General features: G+C 61.7%; 23 protein-coding genes. 10 read left to right on the top strand and 13 right to left on the bottom strand.

Going from position 1 to position 19,439, the window contains the following annotated elements:
* Window positions 1–424: 424 nt before the first annotated feature.
* Both CH278_RS00255 and CH278_RS27275 read right to left on the bottom strand, forming a co-directional pair.
* Window positions 425–892: a hypothetical protein gene (locus CH278_RS00255; RefSeq protein ID WP_139278538.1), complete on the bottom strand. Its 468-nt coding sequence runs from the start codon at window positions 890–892 to the stop codon at window positions 425–427.
* Window positions 893–993: 101 nt separating this feature from the next.
* Window positions 994–1,158, bottom strand: a complete 165-nt coding sequence (locus tag CH278_RS27275; protein WP_155289035.1) for a hypothetical protein — start codon at window positions 1,156–1,158, stop codon at window positions 994–996.
* A 319-nt stretch (window positions 1,159–1,477) separates the two neighbouring features.
* Between CH278_RS27275 and CH278_RS00250 the strand changes: the two genes are divergently transcribed.
* From CH278_RS00250 to CH278_RS00240, 3 genes are all read left to right on the top strand, one after another.
* The gene (locus tag CH278_RS00250; protein WP_032375847.1) at window positions 1,478–3,091 is read left to right on the top strand and encodes an esterase/lipase family protein; all 1,614 of its coding nucleotides are present in this window, start codon (window positions 1,478–1,480) and stop codon (window positions 3,089–3,091) included.
* A 304-nt stretch (window positions 3,092–3,395) separates the two neighbouring features.
* On the top strand, window positions 3,396–4,886 hold the full coding sequence (locus CH278_RS00245; RefSeq protein WP_143538007.1) for a DEAD/DEAH box helicase family protein: 1,491 nt from the start codon (window positions 3,396–3,398) through the stop codon (window positions 4,884–4,886).
* Between the two features lie 115 nt (window positions 4,887–5,001).
* Window positions 5,002–5,451, top strand: coding sequence for a hypothetical protein (locus CH278_RS00240; RefSeq protein ID WP_037192299.1), 450 nt, complete (start codon window positions 5,002–5,004; stop codon window positions 5,449–5,451).
* On the opposite strand, the gene istB is transcribed toward CH278_RS00240, so the two are convergent.
* Together istB and CH278_RS00230 are read right to left on the bottom strand one after the other, a co-directional pair.
* Window positions 5,443–6,285, bottom strand: a complete 843-nt coding sequence (gene istB / locus CH278_RS00235) for an IS21-like element helper ATPase IstB (protein ID WP_037192303.1) — start codon at window positions 6,283–6,285, stop codon at window positions 5,443–5,445. The two genes, CH278_RS00240 and istB, sit on opposite strands and share 9 nt — an antisense overlap.
* On the bottom strand, window positions 6,285–7,673 hold the full coding sequence (locus tag CH278_RS00230) for a Mu transposase domain-containing protein (protein ID WP_032375841.1): 1,389 nt from the start codon (window positions 7,671–7,673) through the stop codon (window positions 6,285–6,287). The genes istB and CH278_RS00230 overlap by 1 nt, the downstream gene beginning before the upstream one ends.
* 320 nt (window positions 7,674–7,993) lie before the next feature.
* Between CH278_RS00230 and CH278_RS00225 the strand changes: the two genes are divergently transcribed.
* The 4 genes from CH278_RS00225 to CH278_RS00215 all read left to right on the top strand — a co-directional run bounded on the left by CH278_RS00225 (window position 7,994) and on the right by CH278_RS00215 (window position 10,002).
* On the top strand, window positions 7,994–8,362 hold the full coding sequence (locus CH278_RS00225) for a hypothetical protein (protein ID WP_141216643.1): 369 nt from the start codon (window positions 7,994–7,996) through the stop codon (window positions 8,360–8,362).
* Window positions 8,363–8,510: 148 nt separating this feature from the next.
* Window positions 8,511–8,663 (top strand): hypothetical protein, encoded by a 153-nt coding sequence (locus CH278_RS27270; protein ID WP_155290115.1) that lies wholly within the window; start codon window positions 8,511–8,513, stop codon window positions 8,661–8,663.
* Between the two features lie 4 nt (window positions 8,664–8,667).
* Complete coding sequence (locus CH278_RS00220; RefSeq protein ID WP_141214994.1) at window positions 8,668–9,405, top strand: hypothetical protein; 738 nt, start codon at window positions 8,668–8,670, stop codon at window positions 9,403–9,405.
* Between the two features lie 231 nt (window positions 9,406–9,636).
* A complete protein-coding gene (locus CH278_RS00215) occupies window positions 9,637–10,002 on the top strand; it encodes a histone-like nucleoid-structuring protein Lsr2 (protein ID WP_032375843.1) in 366 nt (121 codons plus the stop codon).
* 351 nt (window positions 10,003–10,353) lie between these two features.
* On the opposite strand, the gene CH278_RS00210 is transcribed toward CH278_RS00215, so the two are convergent.
* A complete protein-coding gene (locus CH278_RS00210) occupies window positions 10,354–10,983 on the bottom strand; it encodes a TetR/AcrR family transcriptional regulator (protein WP_015586103.1) in 630 nt (209 codons plus the stop codon).
* 311 nt (window positions 10,984–11,294) lie between these two features.
* On the opposite strand from CH278_RS00210, the gene CH278_RS00205 reads away from it, so the two are divergent.
* Window positions 11,295–11,816 (top strand): hypothetical protein, encoded by a 522-nt coding sequence (locus tag CH278_RS00205; RefSeq protein WP_015586102.1) that lies wholly within the window; start codon window positions 11,295–11,297, stop codon window positions 11,814–11,816.
* 78 nt (window positions 11,817–11,894) lie between these two features.
* Here the strand turns inward: CH278_RS00205 and CH278_RS00200 are convergent, their stop codons facing one another.
* From CH278_RS00200 to CH278_RS00185, 4 genes are all read right to left on the bottom strand, one after another.
* Window positions 11,895–12,914 (bottom strand): ATP-binding protein, encoded by a 1,020-nt coding sequence (locus CH278_RS00200; RefSeq protein ID WP_032364995.1) that lies wholly within the window; start codon window positions 12,912–12,914, stop codon window positions 11,895–11,897.
* On the bottom strand, window positions 12,911–13,981 hold the full coding sequence (locus CH278_RS00195; RefSeq protein WP_015586100.1) for an ATPase AAA: 1,071 nt from the start codon (window positions 13,979–13,981) through the stop codon (window positions 12,911–12,913). The genes CH278_RS00200 and CH278_RS00195 overlap by 4 nt, the downstream gene beginning before the upstream one ends.
* Before the next feature lie 63 nt (window positions 13,982–14,044).
* Window positions 14,045–14,674 carry an RES family NAD+ phosphorylase gene (locus CH278_RS00190; protein WP_015586099.1) on the bottom strand — a complete coding sequence of 210 codons (630 nt, stop codon included), beginning with the start codon at window positions 14,672–14,674 and terminating at the stop codon, window positions 14,045–14,047.
* On the bottom strand, window positions 14,671–15,174 hold the full coding sequence (locus tag CH278_RS00185; RefSeq protein ID WP_015586098.1) for a hypothetical protein: 504 nt from the start codon (window positions 15,172–15,174) through the stop codon (window positions 14,671–14,673). Before CH278_RS00185 ends, CH278_RS00190 begins: the two co-directional genes overlap by 4 nt.
* A 313-nt stretch (window positions 15,175–15,487) precedes the next feature.
* On the opposite strand from CH278_RS00185, the gene CH278_RS00180 reads away from it, so the two are divergent.
* On the top strand, window positions 15,488–16,108 hold the full coding sequence (locus CH278_RS00180) for a hypothetical protein (RefSeq protein ID WP_032364994.1): 621 nt from the start codon (window positions 15,488–15,490) through the stop codon (window positions 16,106–16,108).
* Window positions 16,109–16,129: 21 nt separating this feature from the next.
* Here the strand turns inward: CH278_RS00180 and CH278_RS00175 are convergent, their stop codons facing one another.
* The 3 genes from CH278_RS00175 to CH278_RS00165 all read right to left on the bottom strand — a co-directional run bounded on the left by CH278_RS00175 (window position 16,130) and on the right by CH278_RS00165 (window position 17,412).
* Window positions 16,130–16,378 (bottom strand): type II toxin-antitoxin system RelE family toxin, encoded by a 249-nt coding sequence (locus CH278_RS00175; protein WP_371828030.1) that lies wholly within the window; start codon window positions 16,376–16,378, stop codon window positions 16,130–16,132.
* A 26-nt stretch (window positions 16,379–16,404) separates the two neighbouring features.
* Window positions 16,405–16,692 carry a type II toxin-antitoxin system Phd/YefM family antitoxin gene (locus CH278_RS00170; protein WP_230591632.1) on the bottom strand — a complete coding sequence of 96 codons (288 nt, stop codon included), beginning with the start codon at window positions 16,690–16,692 and terminating at the stop codon, window positions 16,405–16,407.
* A 177-nt stretch (window positions 16,693–16,869) separates the two neighbouring features.
* Window positions 16,870–17,412, bottom strand: coding sequence for a hypothetical protein (locus CH278_RS00165; protein ID WP_015586094.1), 543 nt, complete (start codon window positions 17,410–17,412; stop codon window positions 16,870–16,872).
* 64 nt (window positions 17,413–17,476) lie between these two features.
* Here CH278_RS00165 and CH278_RS00160 point away from each other — a divergent pair, with 64 nt between their 5' ends.
* Window positions 17,477–17,776 carry a hypothetical protein gene (locus tag CH278_RS00160; RefSeq protein ID WP_015586093.1) on the top strand — a complete coding sequence of 100 codons (300 nt, stop codon included), beginning with the start codon at window positions 17,477–17,479 and terminating at the stop codon, window positions 17,774–17,776.
* Between the two features lie 34 nt (window positions 17,777–17,810).
* Here CH278_RS00160 and CH278_RS00155 read toward each other — a convergent pair whose 3' ends face one another.
* Window positions 17,811–19,439, bottom strand: coding sequence for a hypothetical protein (locus tag CH278_RS00155; protein ID WP_052047794.1), 1,629 nt, complete (start codon window positions 19,437–19,439; stop codon window positions 17,811–17,813).

The raw sequence follows: 19,439 nt of genomic DNA, 5'->3' as shown, positions 1-19,439 counted from the left end.
AGCGCGACACGATCCACGCCTGATGGACCGAAAGGCCAGCTGAGCCCCTGCTGTCGACGAAGCGATCAGGACGATCGCCGTCACGACGGGATCAAGTTCGCCCAGCCCCACGAGAGCACCGACCGCCAGAACCGTGCCAGTACCCGGGAGGAGAAACCCGACGAGCAAGCCGGATTCCACCAAGAGGATTGCGGCAGCCACGAGCAGAACCATCGGAGCACACCAGGAAGCGATTGAGGCTATGACATCGATGAACAGATCCATCAGATCCCCACGTCCAACGGTGACGGCCGCTGCCATCAAATACGAGTATTAACTCGTAGAATACCATTCGTCTGGATTCGCCGCCTGCGATAGCGTGACTACCGAGACAGAACTGCGGGGCTCAGGTGTGGCCCAGCGCAATAAGCGGCTGCTTCAACACCTACTCGCCTCTGAGCGTTGCCGACACCGATTCCCGTCCGCTTCTGCGGTCGAACGCCGCGAAGCAATCGGCGACAGCGTGCGCCCGATCCAGCGCCGAAGGAAATTCCGCGAGCTGCACATTCCACAATTCGCAGCACACCTCCAGCCGCGGAATGTTGGTTGCGGGGATCCCATGGGCACCGGCGGTCAACGCCGCGATATCTGCGGGCAGGTGGTGCCAACGCGACCGGACACCATGCCGGTGAAAGACCTTGCTCAAAAATGCCGCATGGATCTCCGGATCTGCGCCGCCGAGCGTGTTTCCAGCCAACACATCACTGAGCGCCGCGAGCTCCGTTCCAATGGTCAACGCGTCATGCTGCGCCTTTTCCACCAGCCGTCGACGGTGGTATCCGCTGAGCTGCAGGAATGTTGAATCCGCCCGTTCGAGCTGTGCCGATGTCAAAGGCAGCGCGAGATCCCACACCCTCCCGGATGCACCGTCGATCGCGGCGAGCTCGAAGGCCTCGTGAGCCTCGAACGACGGCCCCGTGGTGTGGACGTCAACAACGACGAGCTGCCGGCCCCTCATCCCCGCAACTCCCCCTGCCACACCGAATCGATACACGGCACACCCACGCCGGCAGTATCGACGTCGAATTCGGTCATCACCGCGGCGAACCTGTCCACGACGTGTCCTACGGCGTCCCCGCTTCCGTCGACGTTCACATCTCCACCGCTCTTGTCTCGCATGATCATTCACCCCCACCGATAGGCCAAGGCCCCTGTTGGCTGTCTCTGTCGATGCACACTAGCGTCAGGACCGGACACCACGAACAGCTCGAATTCTCATCCGCAGGCCAACGGGTCTGCCGTTCAAACGGTTGTCAGCCCTAACTACCAGTGACATCGCCCCCCAACACGAGGACCATCAGAAGCGGCCTGGCCGCAACGACCAGCTCAGCGGGTTCGCGGTTGCACCTCAGGTATCTCCACCCGTCGATTTGAGTCAAGGACGACGAGTTACAGCGGGGGCATGTGCCTGCTGCGACGAACACTCGTGGAGGTTCAGATGGGCGAAATAAAATGCCGACCGTTAATCCTGATCAGGGGGTTCGGCGGCGTCGATGTCGCTGATGATCAGCGTAGTGCGTATCAGGGATACAACGACGGCACGGTCTACCCCACCAAGCGTGGTGACAACTACATCTACGAGGGCTTCCTGCTCCGCGCACTGAAAGCGAAGAGGTACCGCTACACAGACGCGACCAACGTTGTGGGCTACTACGCGCAGAATGTCGAAGGACCCGCCGACACGGGCGAATACGACCCCTCTGATGTAGGCGGCAGCGTTGTCATCGATCCGCGCACGGCCGCGCGCGTTCTCAACGAGGCCACTTCCGGGACGATATGGGTGTACCGATTTTACGACCTCTCGCCGCGGACCCTGGCCCGATACGCGGAAGGGCTGGTCCGCCTCATTTCCCTGATCGAACGGTCGTCAGAACAGCACAACCAGACATTCGACGGCGTCGACGTCATCGCCCACAGCATGGGTGGGCTGGTTATGCGGGAGGCCCTGTTGGCGATGGAAGAGAACGCACACCATTCAGCTCAAAGACTGGTGCATCGCGTCGTCACCCTCGGCACACCGCACCGCGGGATTGCCTTTCAACGCGTGCCCCGCTGGTTGCTCGACCTGCTGCCGGGCGCGCGCGACGCAAGCGACGAACTGGCCTCGTTCTCGCCGTCGAGCACGAGGTTCTTGAAGGTCTTGGACGCGTTTCCGATCCAGCGGATCCTGACTGTCGTCGGCACCAACTACCGCACCTACGGCGCGAGCGGAGCTTCGTTGGCAAATCGGCTGTCCACCCTGTTCGACGGAGGTTCGCTAAGTACGAACCGCAGCGATGGGCTCGTCAAACAGTCCGCCGCGCAGCTTCCCGGCGCGCCCCGCACCTTCGTACACAAGTGCCACGGCGGGGTGGACTCACTGGTGACGTGCAGGGAATCCTACGAGATAGCGATGCGGTTCCTGCACGGGTCGCATCGCATCCAGCTCTGGCTCGACGAGGCAAAAGTCGAGCGGGGACAGGACTGTTTCGGAAAAAGTGAGTTCTACTTCGGGGTGACGATCAAACCGCGGTACGTGGACTTCGAGCTGTTTCACCAAAGCCCGGAGGCGGAGAACTGCTACGGCCCGTTCGACCGTCCGGACCTGCTCGGCGGGCCACCCGACCTGGAAGGTGAACTCAGGAATCCCCTGGACGATGCCGGCGATCGCACCACGGGGTGGGCTGGGCCGGATCGGTTGGTCTGGGAAGGCTGGGTCGATCAGGATGACAAACCTGACACGGACGTGCCGGGTCTGGTCTTCCGCCTCGATGTATACGTCGGCGAGAGAGACAGCTACGGCGTCGGGTTCTCCGACAACGTGATCTTCCGAAAGCAGTATTACGTACAGGTGTTCCCTCGCGCTGGTGGACCGGCCGTGTTCGTGCACACCGGTGAACGGTTTCTCGGCAGCAACGACCCGCAATACGAGGCCGAGCTGGGACTTCTCGCCGACAACACGGCCAACGGCGTGCAACAGCTGGCACGGAACGACGCCGGTGACTGGACGTTTGCCGTCGACGGAACCGGATTCGCAGGAGAATTTCGCATCGCAATCAATGCCGAACAATGATCGGACGACCGGCTGTTCGTACTGGTCGTGGCTGTCCGCTCCTAGACCTCAGTCACGATGACTGCAGGCTGACCCCGATCAAGCACGACTGCATCGTCGTCGAAATGGCCCCGCAGCATACTTAGCGGAACCAGCATCGACCTGCCGATAGCACCCGTAGCGTCGGCAGCTATCGCTCAAACTCAGCGAGTCGGAAACCCTGAAACAACATGGGAGTTCGCAGGTACAGTCGAAAGCCGCTGGGCTCGACGAAGGGTATGTGACGTTGACGATCGATGGCACCGTGCCGGACTTCGCAAACCGCATGACTGCGTTGGGATCTGCACGTTTCATCGGGCTACGTCCCAGCCAGAGCCAAGTTCTCAGCGCATATGCCGCAGAACATTTGGCCACTCCGGACCTGGCAATCGAAATGGGCACCGGCGAGGGCAAGACACTAGTTGCTCTGCTGATCGCTGACTACGCGCTTGATCAAGGCCGCACTGTCGCCTATCTGGCCGGAACACGTCAACTCGCCGAGCGGGTTCGAGCGGAAGCGGAGGAGCTCGGGTTGGAGGTGGTCCTTTTCGCGGGCAAGTCCTACGGCGGGACCACGCTCGACGACTACAACCAGGGTCAGGTCGTCGGCGTAATGAACTACTGGGTCTACTTCAACTCCAGCCCAGTCCCCGAGCCCGCCGACCTCGTTATCTTCGACGATGCTCACCTCGCCGAACAACCGTTGAGTTCTATGCAGACCTTTCGCATCCCCGACGAAAGCGGTGCGGCCAGGTCGCTCTATCGGACGATCTGCGGGTTCGTGATCACATACACATCGTCATACCCCGGACTGCACGCCATGCAGGACGGAACAGCCCGGTCTGGTACTCCGCCAGAACTACTGTCCTTCAAGGACTGGAAGACTCTTGAGGAACGTATACGTAACGCCATTGAAGCATCGCCGTACGTCGAGGCCCAAGAAGCCAAATATGTGTGGCCCACCATCCGAGACCACCTCGGGCATTGCGGGGTACTGATCGGGCCTTCCGGGATCGAGATCCGGCCCTATCATCCGCCGACAACCCTCAACAAGTGGTACTCACGTGCCAAGCAGCGTATCTACCTGTCGGCAACGCTCGGAACCATGGACGACCTGCAACGACGAGTAGGCGGCCGACAGATTATGGCCCTGTCAACCGCCGACCCGTTGAATGCGGCATCCACTGGTGAGCGTCTGTTCGTACTCAACCCCAGCCCAGACGAAGCGCTCGGTCCGAACACACTTGCCTGGGCGCTCGAACAGTCGGCCGAAGCGGGCGGCAGAACGGCGTGGCTGTGCTCGAGCCACGCAGAAGCCGACGCCCTACAGACCAAATTGTTGGCGGAAAAGCTCACTGTATTTAGGCTGAAGCCCAGTGACGACTCCGCATTCGACAGTTGGACTCACGCACCCTCTGGCCACCTCATCGCCGCCGGCCGCTACGACGGTCTCGACCTCGCCGGCGACCTGTGCAAGCTCGTCATCATCACATCGGTACCCCAAGCAAGCAGCGAATTCGAGCGCTTCGTCGTCGCTTATCTCGGTGATGCCAGCTTCATGCGACACCGCGTCGGCCAGCGCGTCACGCAAGCACTCGGCCGCGCCAACCGCGAGCCCTCGGACCGATCGATGTACCTGGGCTTGGACCCACTGTTCGCTCGTGTGCTGGCCGACAACCGTCGTTCGACAATCCATCCCCGACGGCACCCAAGACACCATCAAGGGAGCACTGGAAATCTACGACACCGGCTGGGCCGGCACACGGGAAGCCTGTGACAAGTTCTGGACCGCAGCGACGTCGACCGCGTCACCAGCGTCTACGCGGCCTCGCCGGCGACGACCAGGAAAGAAGACAGGCGGCAGCAGCACCGTATCGAGCGCCGACCTCGAAGTGACCGCCGTCGCTGACATGTGGATCAGCGACCACACAGCAGCGGCACAACACGCACGCGAAGCATCGGACAAACTCGCGGCCGCGGACGAAACCGAACACGCCGCGTTCTGGCGGTACGTCGAAGCCCACGCACACTTCACCGGCGGCACCCCCAAAGACTTCGCAGCGGCCCGTAATGCATTGGAGGATGCCACCCACGACGGACCCCGGACCGCATGGTTCCAGAGGCTTCGTCGCACAATCTCGGACCTCGACGGCTTCACCAATCCCGCAGATGACACCGACCAGCTGTTCCTCGCGTGGGATGAGTGGCGTCGAGAGGCCGGTACCCGACTGGCAAAGGAAATATCGGCCGGACGCGCCTTGCTGGCCGGAATGACGAGGCTCAGCGAAATTCCCCAACCGCGCTCACCGAAATTCCCCACTCGTGAGCGGTCTTCACTGTAGTGGTTGGCGGGTTCCGGTGGTGGCTTTACGGAGCTTCTCCGATCTGGCGTTGTGGTCCCGTAACCGGTAGGAATCGCCGTCGAGGTTGAGCACGACCGAGCGATGCAGGAGCCGGTCGAGCATGGCTGCGGCGACCGTGTTGTCACCGAGCACTTCACCCCACGATCCGACACCACGGTTTGTGGTCATCACGATCGATGTCTTCATATACCGTTGCGAGACAACCTGAAACAGCGCCGACGCAGCCTCGCCGGGCAGCGGTAGGTAGCCGAGCTCGTCGATCACCAGCAGCGTCGGGCCGGCATAGAATCGCATCGTCGTAGCCCACCGACCCTCCAGCGCTGCCCGATGGCAGCGGGCAGCGAGATCGGCAGCGGTGGTGAAATACGTCCGATACCCCGCATGCGCAGCAGCCCTCGCGAGCCCGACCGACAGGTGCGTCTTGCCGACCCCGGGCGGGCCGATGAGCAGCACATTCGTCGCCGTCTCCAAGTAGCGGCAGGTCGCGAGTTCGTCGATGAGCTTGCGGTCGATACCGGCTGCGACGTCGTAGTCGAAGTCCTCGAGCGATGCCGGCGTCGGCAGACACGCGAACCGCAACCTGCCGGTCAAACGCCGTGCCTCGGTGGCCTCGACTTCGATCGACAGCAACCGATCCAACGCCGCGGTCATCGACAGCTCCTCCGCAGCTGCTTGGTCGAGGACCGAGGGCAACGCTTCGGCGGCGTCGTGCAGCTTCAGGACCGCCAGATGCCCACGCAGGCGTTGATAGAGACTCGCCGCTTCGGCGGTGTTCGGTGCCGGCACCCGGTCGCCTGTTTTCTTGTCGACCATCAGAGGGTGTTCCTTCCGTGTGCGGCCCGTTCGTAGACCGACAGGTCGTAGATGACCGCGCCGGTGTCAGTGGATTCGGTTGCATGACTCCCGCTTTCGCGCTGACCATCTCCGGAGGGCAGTGCCGATTCGGCCGACGCTCGGAGTTTCTCGGCAGCGGCGAGAGCGTCGGGACCGGGTGGGATCCGTTCTTTCCGGCGGTGCGGGCGGCCGGTGTTCGCACCAGCCATCGCTGCTTGTTCGAGAGCGTAGACATGTCCGTGATCGCGGACCATCGCCCCAGTCCCATCGGCAGCCAACCGGTGCCGGGCAATGGTGATGCCGGATGTGGTGACGATGTCGATGACATCGACGCCCAGAACATGCGTCACTGTCACAGTGGCACAGGCGAGTTCGGGTGGGACCGAATACCGGTTACCGCGATAGGACACCAACGCTTGGCGCGAGACGACCCGGTCGGTGCTCAGGATCGCCGGATACGCAGCCGCCGGCAACGTATGCAACCCCTCGGTGGTGGCGATCGTCCCCACCGACGCCCGTCCATCTTTGGTGGCCCGCAGCCGGGTGTCGCCGCGCAGGCTGCAGAACCGGTCGAGGCTTGCTTGGGCTTGCTCGACGGTCAGATCGTCGGCGACAGTGCGCCACCACCGTTGCGCTGCAGTGTGATTGGACTTCTCCACCGCGCCTTTGCGGTTGCCGCGGCGGGGTGGGCAGATCGCGACGGAGACACCGTAGTGTTTCGCGACGCCGGCGAAGCTGGCCGTGATGCAGCCGGAGTCGGGGTGGCAGACTGTCGCCATCCGATCGAACCGCCACACGCGGCTGACGCCGCCGAGGCCTCGGCAGATGCGGTCGAGCCCGTCGACGACATGGGGTTGGGTCATGTTCGGGGCCAGGATCCCGCGCCATTTGGCCGAGCAGGCCAGCGTTCCGACGAACAGATGTGCCATCGAGCCCCATCCCCAGGAAGCGGGCGGGTTGGGTAGATCGACCCAATCCCATTGTGTCTCTTCACCCGGCGGGTGATCGATCACTGCGTTGGGTCTTTCGGTTGCGGTGAGGCAGGCTTTGCAGATCGGGCGAAGTTTCAGTTCTCGGATCTTGCGGTGCAGCGTTTGATACGACATCGAATATCCGAGGTCTTCGAGCTCGTCGCAGAGGGTGCGGACCCACAGGTGTGGGTCTTCGGACAGGCGTGCGGTGACGTAGGCGAGGAACACCTCGAAGGGGTCCGGGATGCTGCGTTTACGCACTCCGGGTGTGGTGGTCCCGTTGAGGTAGGACCGGATGGTCTTGCGGTCGCGGCCGGTGTGTCTCGCGATGTCGGCGATCTTCCAGCCTCGTTGATGCAGGGCGTGTATTTCCACGTCTTCCTCCCGTGTAAGCATGAGGAGCGGGTCTCCTTCGGGTAGCTGGTGTGTGGTCAGAGACCATCAGCATCCGGGGAGGCCCGCCCTCGTTGGCGGTGCCACACGGGTGGGGAATTTCAGTGAGCGTCAGTGGGGAATTTCGATGAGCGCCGTCAGGAACTCACGACGAGCAATGTGCCGGTCTGCTCGCGCTGGCGCGGTTGGCAGCTACCAGCGGTGAACGACCGCCGGACAAGGAACAAAGCGCCACTGACTGTCGATGGACATGGTCGACCACCAAACGCTCCGAACGCCGTGTGTGGGAAGTCAAGACTGTCCCGTCCGGTACCCCACCTCCGTTGAGCCGCACGGACGTCAATCAGCTGCTCGGTCAGATCCGGGTCGAGAAGACCCGCGCACCCAAAACCCATGTCTACGGCTGCCTGTTGACCCCCGCTACGGAGGTTCAGAAGGACGCGCAAGAAGCCGCACGAGACAGCATCGCCTTGATCAACCACGCGGCCGCGCTGCACCTGTACGACCTACTTGCAGATCGACTACAGCAATACGACGCACTGTGTGGAGACGACAGCGCAGCCTCTCGTGGAGATGCCCGCACCAAGGTAGAAACTCGACTGCCCAGCGGACGCTGGCTCGGCACCCTCCTGAGCCCGACACGCGGGAAGCTGCTCACCGGGGCCGAGCTAGACGACCTCTTCCCGAACTGAACGCCACCCAACCTATCTGCGTTGTCCTCGCCGAGGAGGGGGTGCAGAGCCTCAAGGGTTCAGCGCAGAAGAGACCAGTGGGGCGCACCATACCTAACTGATTTCTCGGTGCACGATCTTCACCACAGCCCCAGAGGCAACTGAGCTCGTGGAGGCACGAGGAACAACCAACAGAACTAAAGCAGTCGACGTCGTCGCCACCGTCGACTGCCAGATGATGCCGCCGACGGACCCGTCGGGCAGCATCGTCCTCGGTAGCGAGAATTTGAAAGATGGCAATGCGGTGCACTATCCCGCATGAATGGGTGGCAGAGATTCTGGTCGGATTGTGGAGCGCAAAGTGGCTGCAGACACCCGGAGTACCGACAGTAATAACCGTCGCGGGTCTTGCCATTGCATACAAATTCTTCACAGACCAGCTCGCCCATGATCGCTGTCTCGACAAACAACAGGCCCACCGCGACAGGAAAGAGCGCGACCGCGACCGCAAGATCGGGTTCGCATCGGCATTCGCGCTGGAGGAGAGGCGCATTGCCTACAACCTCCGAGACCTCGACCACGAGTTCCATAGTGGGCGAAGCGTCGACGACGTCGCCCCGTACATCGCCCGATCGCGTGAACTACCCAACGATGCGCGCCGCGCCGTAGACACTTGGGCCGCCCAGGTAGGAAGAGGCAGTTGGTCTGTCGAAACCCGTGGCGCGATAGCTGTCATCCGCAGCCAAGTGCGAGTGCTCGATCGTCGCAAGGAGGAACTGTCAGACACACGCTCGTCACCCGGCGCTGTCCGCCGACACCGAAGTTTCGTCGTGAACTCGACTACCGCGCGTGCCACAACTTTCCTCGATCGACTGACTGCAAAATTCGACATTTGGGATGGCGAGGAACCCGTACCGCAATTCAAGTTCAAACCACACGAACGACGGCCAGCGCCAGTCGGGCAAACGAATGGCATGAGGCAGCTGATGGATTGGATCAAAGACAGAAGCGACGAGTTTCGGGATGAGCTGTCAGCCCGATTCCAGCATGCCCCTCGGCCCTAGAATGCATGCAAGAAATCTTGCCATTGCATCGGCTGCCCCGACATTGAAGTGCACACGACTAGTAACTTGGGCTTCATCGCCGACCACGAATGGAGCGCTGCCCATAATCGCACTCTCTCGATCCTGCATCCGAACCACGCGCGCCGCACCCACAGTTGTCACGACCACGCAGACCCGTTATACGCTCACTTAGCTGTCTTCCATACATTTTTGCGAGAGGGTTTCTTCACTGTGGCCAAGCTAGAAACGATTCAATTGGTCGACGACATCGACGGATCGGTCATCGACGACTCCGGTGAAACGATCGAGTTCGCGGTCCAGGGCGTCGAGTACGTGATCGACTTGAAAGCAAAGAACGCCAGCGAGTTTCACAGAAAGCTCGACTACTACATCAAGCACGCCGCGCGGGTTGGCGGACGCAAACGTAAACCCTCCCCCGCAACCGCGTCGACGCCTTCGACAGCCGGGACACCGGCCAAGCGTGACCCGGCGCAGACTCGCGCAATTCGGCAGTGGGCGGCGGACAACGGTCACGAGATCGGCGATCGAGGCCGCATCCCCACCGACATCGAAGAGGCGTACAACGCCGCACACTGACAGCCCAGGAAACTCACCTGGCACGTCATCGAACGCCGGATCACCGACGCGCTCCGAACGATGTTGGTCACCGGCTCGACTACCCGAAAGGGCGATTCGGATGTGCGCACGATCGGCTCTGCGATCAGCGGGTGCAGCGGCGATACCCAGTCTGCTGCCGACTGACGTAACAGGCCCAAGGCAAAGACCGCGTCCGGTGTCCGGGCGACCACCCCTGAAGGGCTCACACACATCTCTCGTACGCCGACACCGGTGCCCCACGACAACGTGAGCTGGCCCGGCTCGTCGCCCACTACCGGCCGCGGGTAACCGGCGGAGATCAAGGCTTCCCGGAGTCCCCGCCACCGCTGTTCATACCGCCACTGCACCGGCAGCCGCGATCACGGGCCCCGTCAACCGCAGGACGGTGTCGAGATCGCCGCCGTCACCGAAGCCCCCCGGCCCGGCGGTGGTCGTCACGCCGCACACGATGGCCATGACAGCATCGGCAGTGTCCACCGATATCGTCGGCAGCCTGCCGTTGCTGGTCAGAAGGGCCAGGACCGCGGCCCTGAGAGGGTGGTAGGTCGCGGCCCGTGCGACGTCCTCGTAGTGGAGGTCGGTCCACAACACCGCTGCTGCCCTCAGAGACCAATACCGTTTCGCATGAGTGAAGTAGCCGCCGAGCAAGTCCTGAACATCGGCCACAGTGTCTCCTGTAGACGGGCGATGCGCCCGGAGGAACTCGCATTGTCGAGCAGCCTGGTCGACCACTGCATGAACAACAGCGTCCTTCGATGGGAAGTGGAAGTACATGCCCCCTTTGGTCACCCCTGCAGCCTGTATCAGGTCGTTGACCGTGACGCCGCTTCCCCCACATGCGATGGTTCGAGCCGCACCGGTAATCAACGCGTCACGGGTCCGTTGCGCACGTTTCTGCGGAGGACGCGCGCGATGCTCGGCATTCTCCCGCTCCGAAACCTTCTGATCGGCAACCGTCATGTCACACTCTCTCCGGTCCATCGCCACATAGGACTGCCTTCTACTCCGATTCGCACGCGCGGATCCGACCATCTGTCGGCGACCGAAGCACTACCGTCCCTAGGCGAGGAATTTCGCCATTCCAAAGTCGATCGGCTCCAACAGTCCACGATTATGCCTGCGGAGGTGGACACTTCGAGCACCGGCAAATATTCGGGAGTCGGAACATCTGCTGCCGCGTGAGGCGCAATAGGTACGGAAAAATCTCTCCTTTTTCACCACTCACGTTGCGTCAACCGACCCCAAGTTCTGGATCCGAATACTGTTACGAAATGGATATCAGTGGTGTGGCCTCGATTATCGGAGCTCTCGGTATCGGATCCTTTGCGGGCCAGTACCTGATCGGCAGTCAGCAACGCCGTCAACTGCGTAGCGAGGTTCTCCGGCACTTGGCGAGCACCGAACGCACCCGATGGGCAGGGTCGTCGTCCACTGATCCGTCGTTTCAGCACTTCAAGGACAGTGTCCGCGAGCTTGAGACGGCCGCGATCATTGCACGGGTTCCGCGACGGCCACTGCGTTTGTACATCCAACTGGCCACTGTGGCGCGCCTGACGAGCGACGACGACGTAAAGCAGAAAGACGGTCAGGAAGAAGCCGGGGGAATCAACACTGCGCTGGGGCGATGTGTGCGCTTGTCAGCAGCGCAGCTCAGTCGACTGATGTGGTCGCCGTGGCTCGCCAGAGCAGGCATGAAGCGACGGGTAAACGCGATCGAACGAGAAGCTCAAGGCCTCGACGCTGAGGTCCTCGATGCGGTGGACAGGGCCAAGCAGTTTCACACCTACTACTGAAGCTGCAAAGGGGTTGGTAAACCCGAATTGCAGTTCAGGCGATGCATTTTGCGAACTACCTACGCCGGTAGTCGTGTCCTAGCCTGCAGCGATCGCAGCGACGACGTGAGCTGCGGCGATGGTCTCACTTACTGCAGAACACGCTCGTACCAACGCATCCTGCAATACGACCAGCTCCCGGCGGACACTGCGACCGGCCCCGTAGTGGTCGAAGAGATGCTGGAGGGCGTCAGCGTCGATGACGTCGACCGCGCCGAGATTCGGATTTCCCGCGGCCTGGCGGGCCCGCCTACCGATGATCGACCCCAGCGCGGCTGAATTAGCTAAGGCGGGCAGGGTGATTCGCGTGTTCAGGTATTCGCGAGCCTGTTTGTAGTGGGGGCTGTCGATGTAGTCGTTATGGACGGCGACGACACATGCTGCCGGAAGTCGCTCGGCGATCATCCTCAGAGTCAAGCCGAAGAACATTGCGATCCGCGGCTCCGGATCGACGCCGATACCTGGACGACGTATCCACTGGTCCGTGTCATCGAGCACGAGCGTCGGAATCAAGCCACTGCGCGAAATCAGTTCCAGGACCCTGATGGCCTGATCCACGACATCCTCACCTTGCGATGGTTCGTTCACCACGCTGCCGAGCTCGATCGCGAGATTGCCGGCCAACCATGGGAGACCAACCGAGAATTTGACCGGTCGATGTGGGGAACCTCCACGCATTTCCCGAGCAATCTTCTGGACTGCCCGGTTCTCGTCGAGCTGTTTGGCGATGGTGTTGACCAACAGACGCGGGAATTCAGCCGGATCGGAGACGAGGGAGTCGGTCTGAAATCCCATCCTGATCCTCAGTGCTGCAACGTTTTCGGAGTGAAGAGCGTCCATCACGTACTCGGTGATCGAGGACTTACCCGAGCCACTGGCACCGATCAGAGCCACACGCTCACGCCGCCGAACAGCGTCCATGAAGCGCTGCTCGTAGTCACCACTCACGGGGCCAGTGAGGACGTCGAACGGCACATGGACCTGCCACATACGATCCGGATCCGGCGACGGGTCGAAGGCCTTCGAGTCCCGCAATTGACGCAGTAGGGCGTCACTCATTTCTGGTCCTCCGGATCAGCGTGTTCGGTCCGCAGCCATTCCGCCGGCGGAGTCAACTCGTACACCCGCCGCGGCCGCCCGGGACCTGACGAGACTTCGCTGCTCCGGACCAGCCCCTTCTCGTAAAGTTGCTTGAAGACTTGTACAGCACGAGGACGCGTCCACCCCAACGCGGCCAGCAAGTCTTCATCCGATGCGCTGACCGGGCCCCGCACCTTCATTTCGGCCGCCAGCATCGACGCTGGGCGACCCAAAGCCCAGAGCGCATTGTCTCTATCGGCGAGGGCCAGGTAGTTGTCCTCGTACGACCCGGGGTCCTGCAGGAATCCCCGCAGAGCACTTACCAGATCTCGGGGGTTTCGCCCTACCGCATCAGCGAGGGTGCTGGCTTGCGGTTCCATGTCGATTCCCGCGCGGCGAGTGATCAACTTGATGCTTTCCGTTCTCGAGAGCGGGGGTACGTCGACGATCTTCTCGAAGAATGCATCTGCAGGCGGAGTCAGGAGACCTTGACGGTCACTTTCACGCACCGACACCGCCCACAGGTATCCCGTCGCCCACACCTCATCGCGGTACCGCCCGAACAGTGCGTGCCCGGCCGATGCGGTGACGTCGTCGACGATGATCACCGGATACAGCCGCGTCCCAAGCGGAGCAGTGCCGTCGTCGCTTTCTGCTGCCCACCTCCGAAGCGTGGCGTCGATGAACTGCAGGCGAAAGTCACTCAATCGCCGCAGCAAGACGTCGGGCCCGTCACTGTCGACTGCCGGTTCGCCGGTGACCTGTTCTACGACGCGGGCGAGCACGTCACGGCCGTCCGAGATCCCCTCGACCCGAACGAAGCTCATCGGGAAGTCGCCTTCGCGGCGGGCACCGGTGAACGGCTCTCGGCTGTCGAGCTGCAGCTGTCTAAGCAGCGACGTTCGGCCTGTGCCGCGGTCCCCCGTCACCAGAACGTTGAGCTCAGCGTTCAATCCGTCCCATATCGCGGCGAGTTCGTCTCGCCGGCCGACGAACAGTTCGGCGTCGACGGAATTGTCGAGCAGAGGACGTGCGCTGATCTTCATGAGACTTACAGTACTTACTGTAAGTTTCGTTAGCAATACCTTGCGGGCGGTTGACCACGATCGCTACAACAGATCTGGTACGTCCAAGATCGCGACACCAGTTTCTTCACGCCACCGCTCCAGCAGGTCCGCTCGCTCAGACAGGGTGACCGTGGCCTGGACGGTATGACGATGCTCCTCGCCTGCCACCCCCGCTTGCCCGAACAGTGCAATGCACCGCCGGGCATGTTCGAGGTCGTGGCGGGCCCAGTACCGCAGACCCTCGAACCCGGCCTCCCGTAACGCGGCCGCCCACCGCTGCGTCAGCGGATAGTCGGCGGTAGTAAAGATTTCTGCCGTGACTCCGAGCGCGACACCGGTGTTCGCAGTCAGATCAGCGAGCCTGATATCAGCATCCAACGTGATCGTCGACGCTGCACGCGCATCGACCTCGTATCTCGGCACGACCTGTTGGCCACCGAAAATCTCCAGGAGAGTGACCACTTCGTCTTCGGCCAGGTAGCAAGTCCCATCAGGGGCTTCGAGGTCGAACCTGCCGCCGCCATTCGATGAGTACCACCACGGTCCCAGACTGGCCTGATGCGATCGAAACAGCTCGGCCCCAGCCGGGTAGACGCACGACGGAAATCGCTCCGCCAATTCACCGACGGGCTTGGGCTCGAACAGATGAACGACGGCGCGTTCAGCGCTCACGCCGCAAGCCGACTGACCGCAGCCCGGGCAGCGCGAGCAGCCGTAGGAACGTCCCCGTCGAGAAGTGCTTGCCGAGGTGTACGGCCGTCGAGCTCTGGCTGTTCGGTAGTCAGCCACGCGACCGCCAACCATCCACGCGGGTCCTGCCCCGCCCACACACGCAGCACCTCTTGGATGCCGAGAATCGGCTTCGCCGGTTGGGCATCGGTGAAGCCTGCGGCGGCGTAGCCGTATTTGCCGTTGCTGCCGGTCAACCGAAGAACGCGGTTCTCTTTCACAGCCTTGCTCAAGGCAGCACGCGTCCAACCCGCAACGTCGAGGGCCTGACTGGGGGTCAAGATTTCCCCTACGTGCTCACTCCACGCGCGACGCGCCTTGAGGCCGTTGACGATGCCGCCGAGGCCCGCTATTGCATACGCCAGATCACGCTCGTCCGGCGCGCCACTGGCCTCGACCAGCCGGTGCGCCATGACCTCGAAATCCTTCTCGACAGTGGACATACCCTGATCATCCCCGGCTGTTCGCGTCATGTCAACCATGTCAACCTGAATACAGGGATGTGATCGTTAGCGTGCGGGAAGTGTCGTACCTGGCCGGTACGGTCGGGACGCGAAACTCCTGCGACGGGGCAGAGAGTCGAGGTGGGTTGGGAGCGTCTAAATGTCACCGGTGAGCAAGAAACGCAAGGGTGCAGGCAAGGGGTCAGGGCGATCGCGTAGCGGTCCGGGAGCCGCTGCATTGCCAGAATGGGCGCAGCGGGCCGGGTACGTCACACCACCGGTAGCGGGGATCCGTCCCCCTGCGAATCCTGGCGTGACTGCACCGGCAGAAGTGCAGATCATCGACCGGCATTGCCAGATTTGGCAGGCCTACACCGAGGGCGGTTTTTCCGGCACCTGCATTGCTGCGGTGCGTTGCCTGATTCCGGCATTGCGTGACTACGGGATCGAGGCTGAGCCGTTGGTCGTGTACGGGCAGGTGGCGTGGTCGGACGAGCAGTGGGTGGAGCTGGGAAGCCGCACACCGAAATGGGAGTCGGACACATGGTGGACAGGACACCTAGTGTTGTGGATTCCGGCAATGGGCCGGATTGTCGATCCGACCGTCTACCAAGCAAACCGGCGCGGAATGCCGACAACGATCACTCGGGCTCTGGTCTTCTCGATCGGTTCACTAGATCTGATGGAGACAGCGGGAGTGAACAAGGATGGTGCCCTGGTGCAGTACGAACGAGTCATCGGCGCGGACATGAGTTGGTTCGATCGCGATCACGCCGATCGCGAGGCGATCGAAGATGCCCTCCGAATTCTGCGAAGCGCAGTATCCGACTCACTCGGCAGCAAGGCGGACCGAAAATCTGGTTGGATGGAGACCGCGACCCACCCACCATTGGTGGAAGCCTTACGCCTACGAGGCTTGATCTCCGCAACATAATCCGGTAGCTACGCAATCTTCTCAGCGGTAGGCATCTGACCGGTGTGAGATCGCGGTGACCTGCACGATGCGCTGCCCGGCGTCGATCAGATAGAGAACCCGGTAGGTGCCTCTGCGGGCGCTGTAGGCGGGCGAAAGCGGCGGGGCCAGGGGCTTCCCGACCCGCTGCGGATTCTCCAGCAATGCTCCGGTGATGAACTCGTACACCGCAGCGGCGACCTTCTCGGGAAGAGTGTGACTGATAGCGCGAGACGCTGATCGAGCAATCACAAGCCGATACGGCGCTTCAGGCTCACTCACGCGCGGGTAGACCGGCCAGCGACCCGCATGACCTCGGCCAACTCCTTCGCATCGAGACTGTCACCCTCAGGCAGCTCCGCCACGCCCCGAAGATGAGATGTCAGCAGTTCCTGATCCGATAGCACTGCAATGGTCTCCTGCAGCGCATCGAAATCGTCGGCAGCGAGCAACACAGCAGCCCGGTGCCCATTACGGGTGATCTCATACCGGGCGTGGGTTTGTTCTGCATCGTCCACAATCTTGGACAGACGCGCACGCGCATCCGCGACCGGCAAAGTAGTCATGTACATAATTAGAGCGCAAATAGTGCGAGGGTGCAATTGCCGTTCGACGCGACACAGCACTAACTGGTGACCAAAACCCGAAGTTCGCCCATCCGACTTCAGTGCGCGCGGTCAGCGGCGTGGGAATTTCACCACCGCTCTCGGACTCGCTGCAGCCGCCCGAACATGCCGTAGGTCCTAAGATGCATCGTCGAACGGCCCGAATGCCGCTTCGTCCCAATGCCGTTCGAGCGCCGCGTTCCATTCGTCGATATCCGACGCGGAGAACAGATGCATGTTGTGTTCGGTGAGCAAGAACCCGGTGTCGCGCCATGCTTGGAAGTAGGCGGGGTTCTCCCCTGCTTCGCGGGCCTTGTCGATCAGGGAGTCCACGTCCGCCAACAAGTTCTCCTCACTGATCTCCTGCGGCGTGTCAGCAGCTGGGTCGAAGAACAATGGATCGTTCGGCCCGAGATCTCGGCCGAACTTGTCCCGAAACGCCTGTCGCTGCTCTTCGAGAGAGTCGTTGAGCTCCGCACCACCCACCATGTCCTTGCTCCACGACAGAGTGCGCCCACCGTCGGCGTTGGTGCGCCGTTGCACGAACGAGGGATCACCGCTGCGCTCGAGCACCAGCGCAGCGTGCTGCTCACGTGAGACCCCTTGCTGTGCAAGTCGCTTTCGACGTTGCTGGACCTTGCGGGCGCGTTTGTCGCCGGCGGAGGTACGTTTCGATGTCATACCTCCACCGTCTCAGAGATTCTCCAGAACATCCGGTATTCGGCCGATTGCTAACCTTCACGCTATGAGCGCAATCAATCCGAGGGTGGCGTTCGCTGTACCGATGTTTCTCGAAGCGCTGGCCTTGATCGAGTTGGGCCAGCCTCAGCCCGCTGAAGTCCTGGAACATCCGAAGATGATGGCTACCACGATGCTTACTCTGCTCAGTCATGGCGACGACGCGATCTTGGATCTGGGAGATCTTGCGCTCGCGTCGCTTGCCAGGGCTGCGATCGCGCTCTGCGATGCTCCGACTGAATCGGGTGCTGTGGCGACCTACCAACACGCGTTAGACGCGTGGGGTGAGATCAATGCGAACCCATGATCAGAGCGAGACTGGAACAAAATGACCGGCACCATCACACTTGCGGGGGCGTCCTTCGGAACAGCTCGGACAAGCCCTGCAGAGCCATCGTAACCCGATCTACGATTGTCTCGAATTGTTTGTCCGGCTGAAGAGAATTCAGTCCTGCGGCCGACAGCGCAGTCGTAAATTTCGTGCCCTTCATGTGGGCCGAGCCTGCCGATCGGATTCCCTGAAGCTGGCGTAGGGGTCCGACGAGACCATTCGGGTCGGCACCCAAGTTCTCGACGAGTAGCTGTAGGCAGGCAAGCGAAGGACTATTCGTGTCCGCGCCCGAGGACTCTCGAAGAGTCTTGACATCGAGTGCATCCACGATCCCTTTCGACAGAACCATGACACCGTTGTCGCGTTGGCCTTCGGTTGGATTGGTACACAATGCCAAGGCATCGAACGCACGGAGGTCAGCCGGGCCGAGTTGCTTGTACAACGACTCACCGAAGTAGCCAGTGAACGCCTCGATGAGTTCTGCCTTAGCTCGTCTCAGCCGAGCAGGGTCAGGGCGTTCGTCCTCTACCCACTGGCCCGCTAGGTCCCGCACGCTACGTGTGATGGTTATTCCACCGTTCGGCGGGACGTTGTGTGTGAGCCAGTGCTCTCGCTCGGTCTCGGGTAGCCGGATGAGGTGTCCCAGCCACACCTGGACGAGGTTGGCACCGTTGATGTCGACATCGATGGCCCACCGACCGTGGCACGAGACATCGGTCCGCAGCACCGTGTAGCGGTCTGGGTTGTCGCGGTATCGGGTCAGAACATCCGTGTCGAAGAAGACTGGGGTGAGGTAGTTCGCTTCATCGCGCTCGCAACTCAAACGAACCTCGTCGCCGGTCGAGGGGTCGATGTCAACGATGAACGATTGAAACCGCTCAGGCCTTTGCAGATCGTCGGGGTGCTCGCCAGCGGACGCGAACGGCAAAACTGCCTGTTTCCCAACCAACTGCGCTACGAAACCAGGCCCCCGATACGCGTCCCACGCCGTGTAGGCGAACGCTGCGTCTTTGGTGCGAATCTCAAGGTCGATCCGAGCTTCATGCACGCTGTCGTCAGCCCGAGAATGGGCGTGCTGGATCACCAGGCTCATGCTCCGGGCCGCGAGATACTTTCGGAGGTGCCGTGCATTGACTCGAACCTCGTATTCACCAGGATTCGGTCTGACGATCTCGACGACCTCCTCATCGCGGCCCGCGTGATTAGTTCGATACATTGTCTCGTTCGATCGCGTGATCAGGCCCAACCACCATACGAACGACGGCGTGAATTCGATAACGGGTTCTGTGGTTGCCGATGGCACCCAGGACACGTTGACGAACAGATGAAGGTCGTAGCCATCAGGGTTGGAGGTCAAGCCGTCGCGGAAGGCCGGGAGGCGATCAGAGCTGTAACTGGGCTCGCCGAGGTCGTTGATGGACCAATCGGTAGTGGCGAGGAATTTGCGCTGGTCCGATGTCGCCACCAGAAGAGGTTGAAGCGAGCTGTACTTGATTCCGCTCCCTCGATTCCGTAGAACCGAGATCCACTCGGTCGGCTCCGCCTGGATCTCCGAGAGGTAGCTCCTCAGCTGGAGAATCGTGGGCAAAGCCTCATAGCGCTCAAGTGAGCCGGAATTCGGCAGTGGATCGGTCAGCAC

Origin of the sequence: Rhodococcus sp. 05-2254-5 (assembly GCF_002258575.1) — a bacterium.
Lineage (GTDB): Bacteria > Actinomycetota > Actinomycetes > Mycobacteriales > Mycobacteriaceae > Rhodococcoides > Rhodococcoides fascians.
Note: the sequence above shows the minus strand (reverse complement) of the source record. Positions and strands in the feature narration are given on the sequence as shown.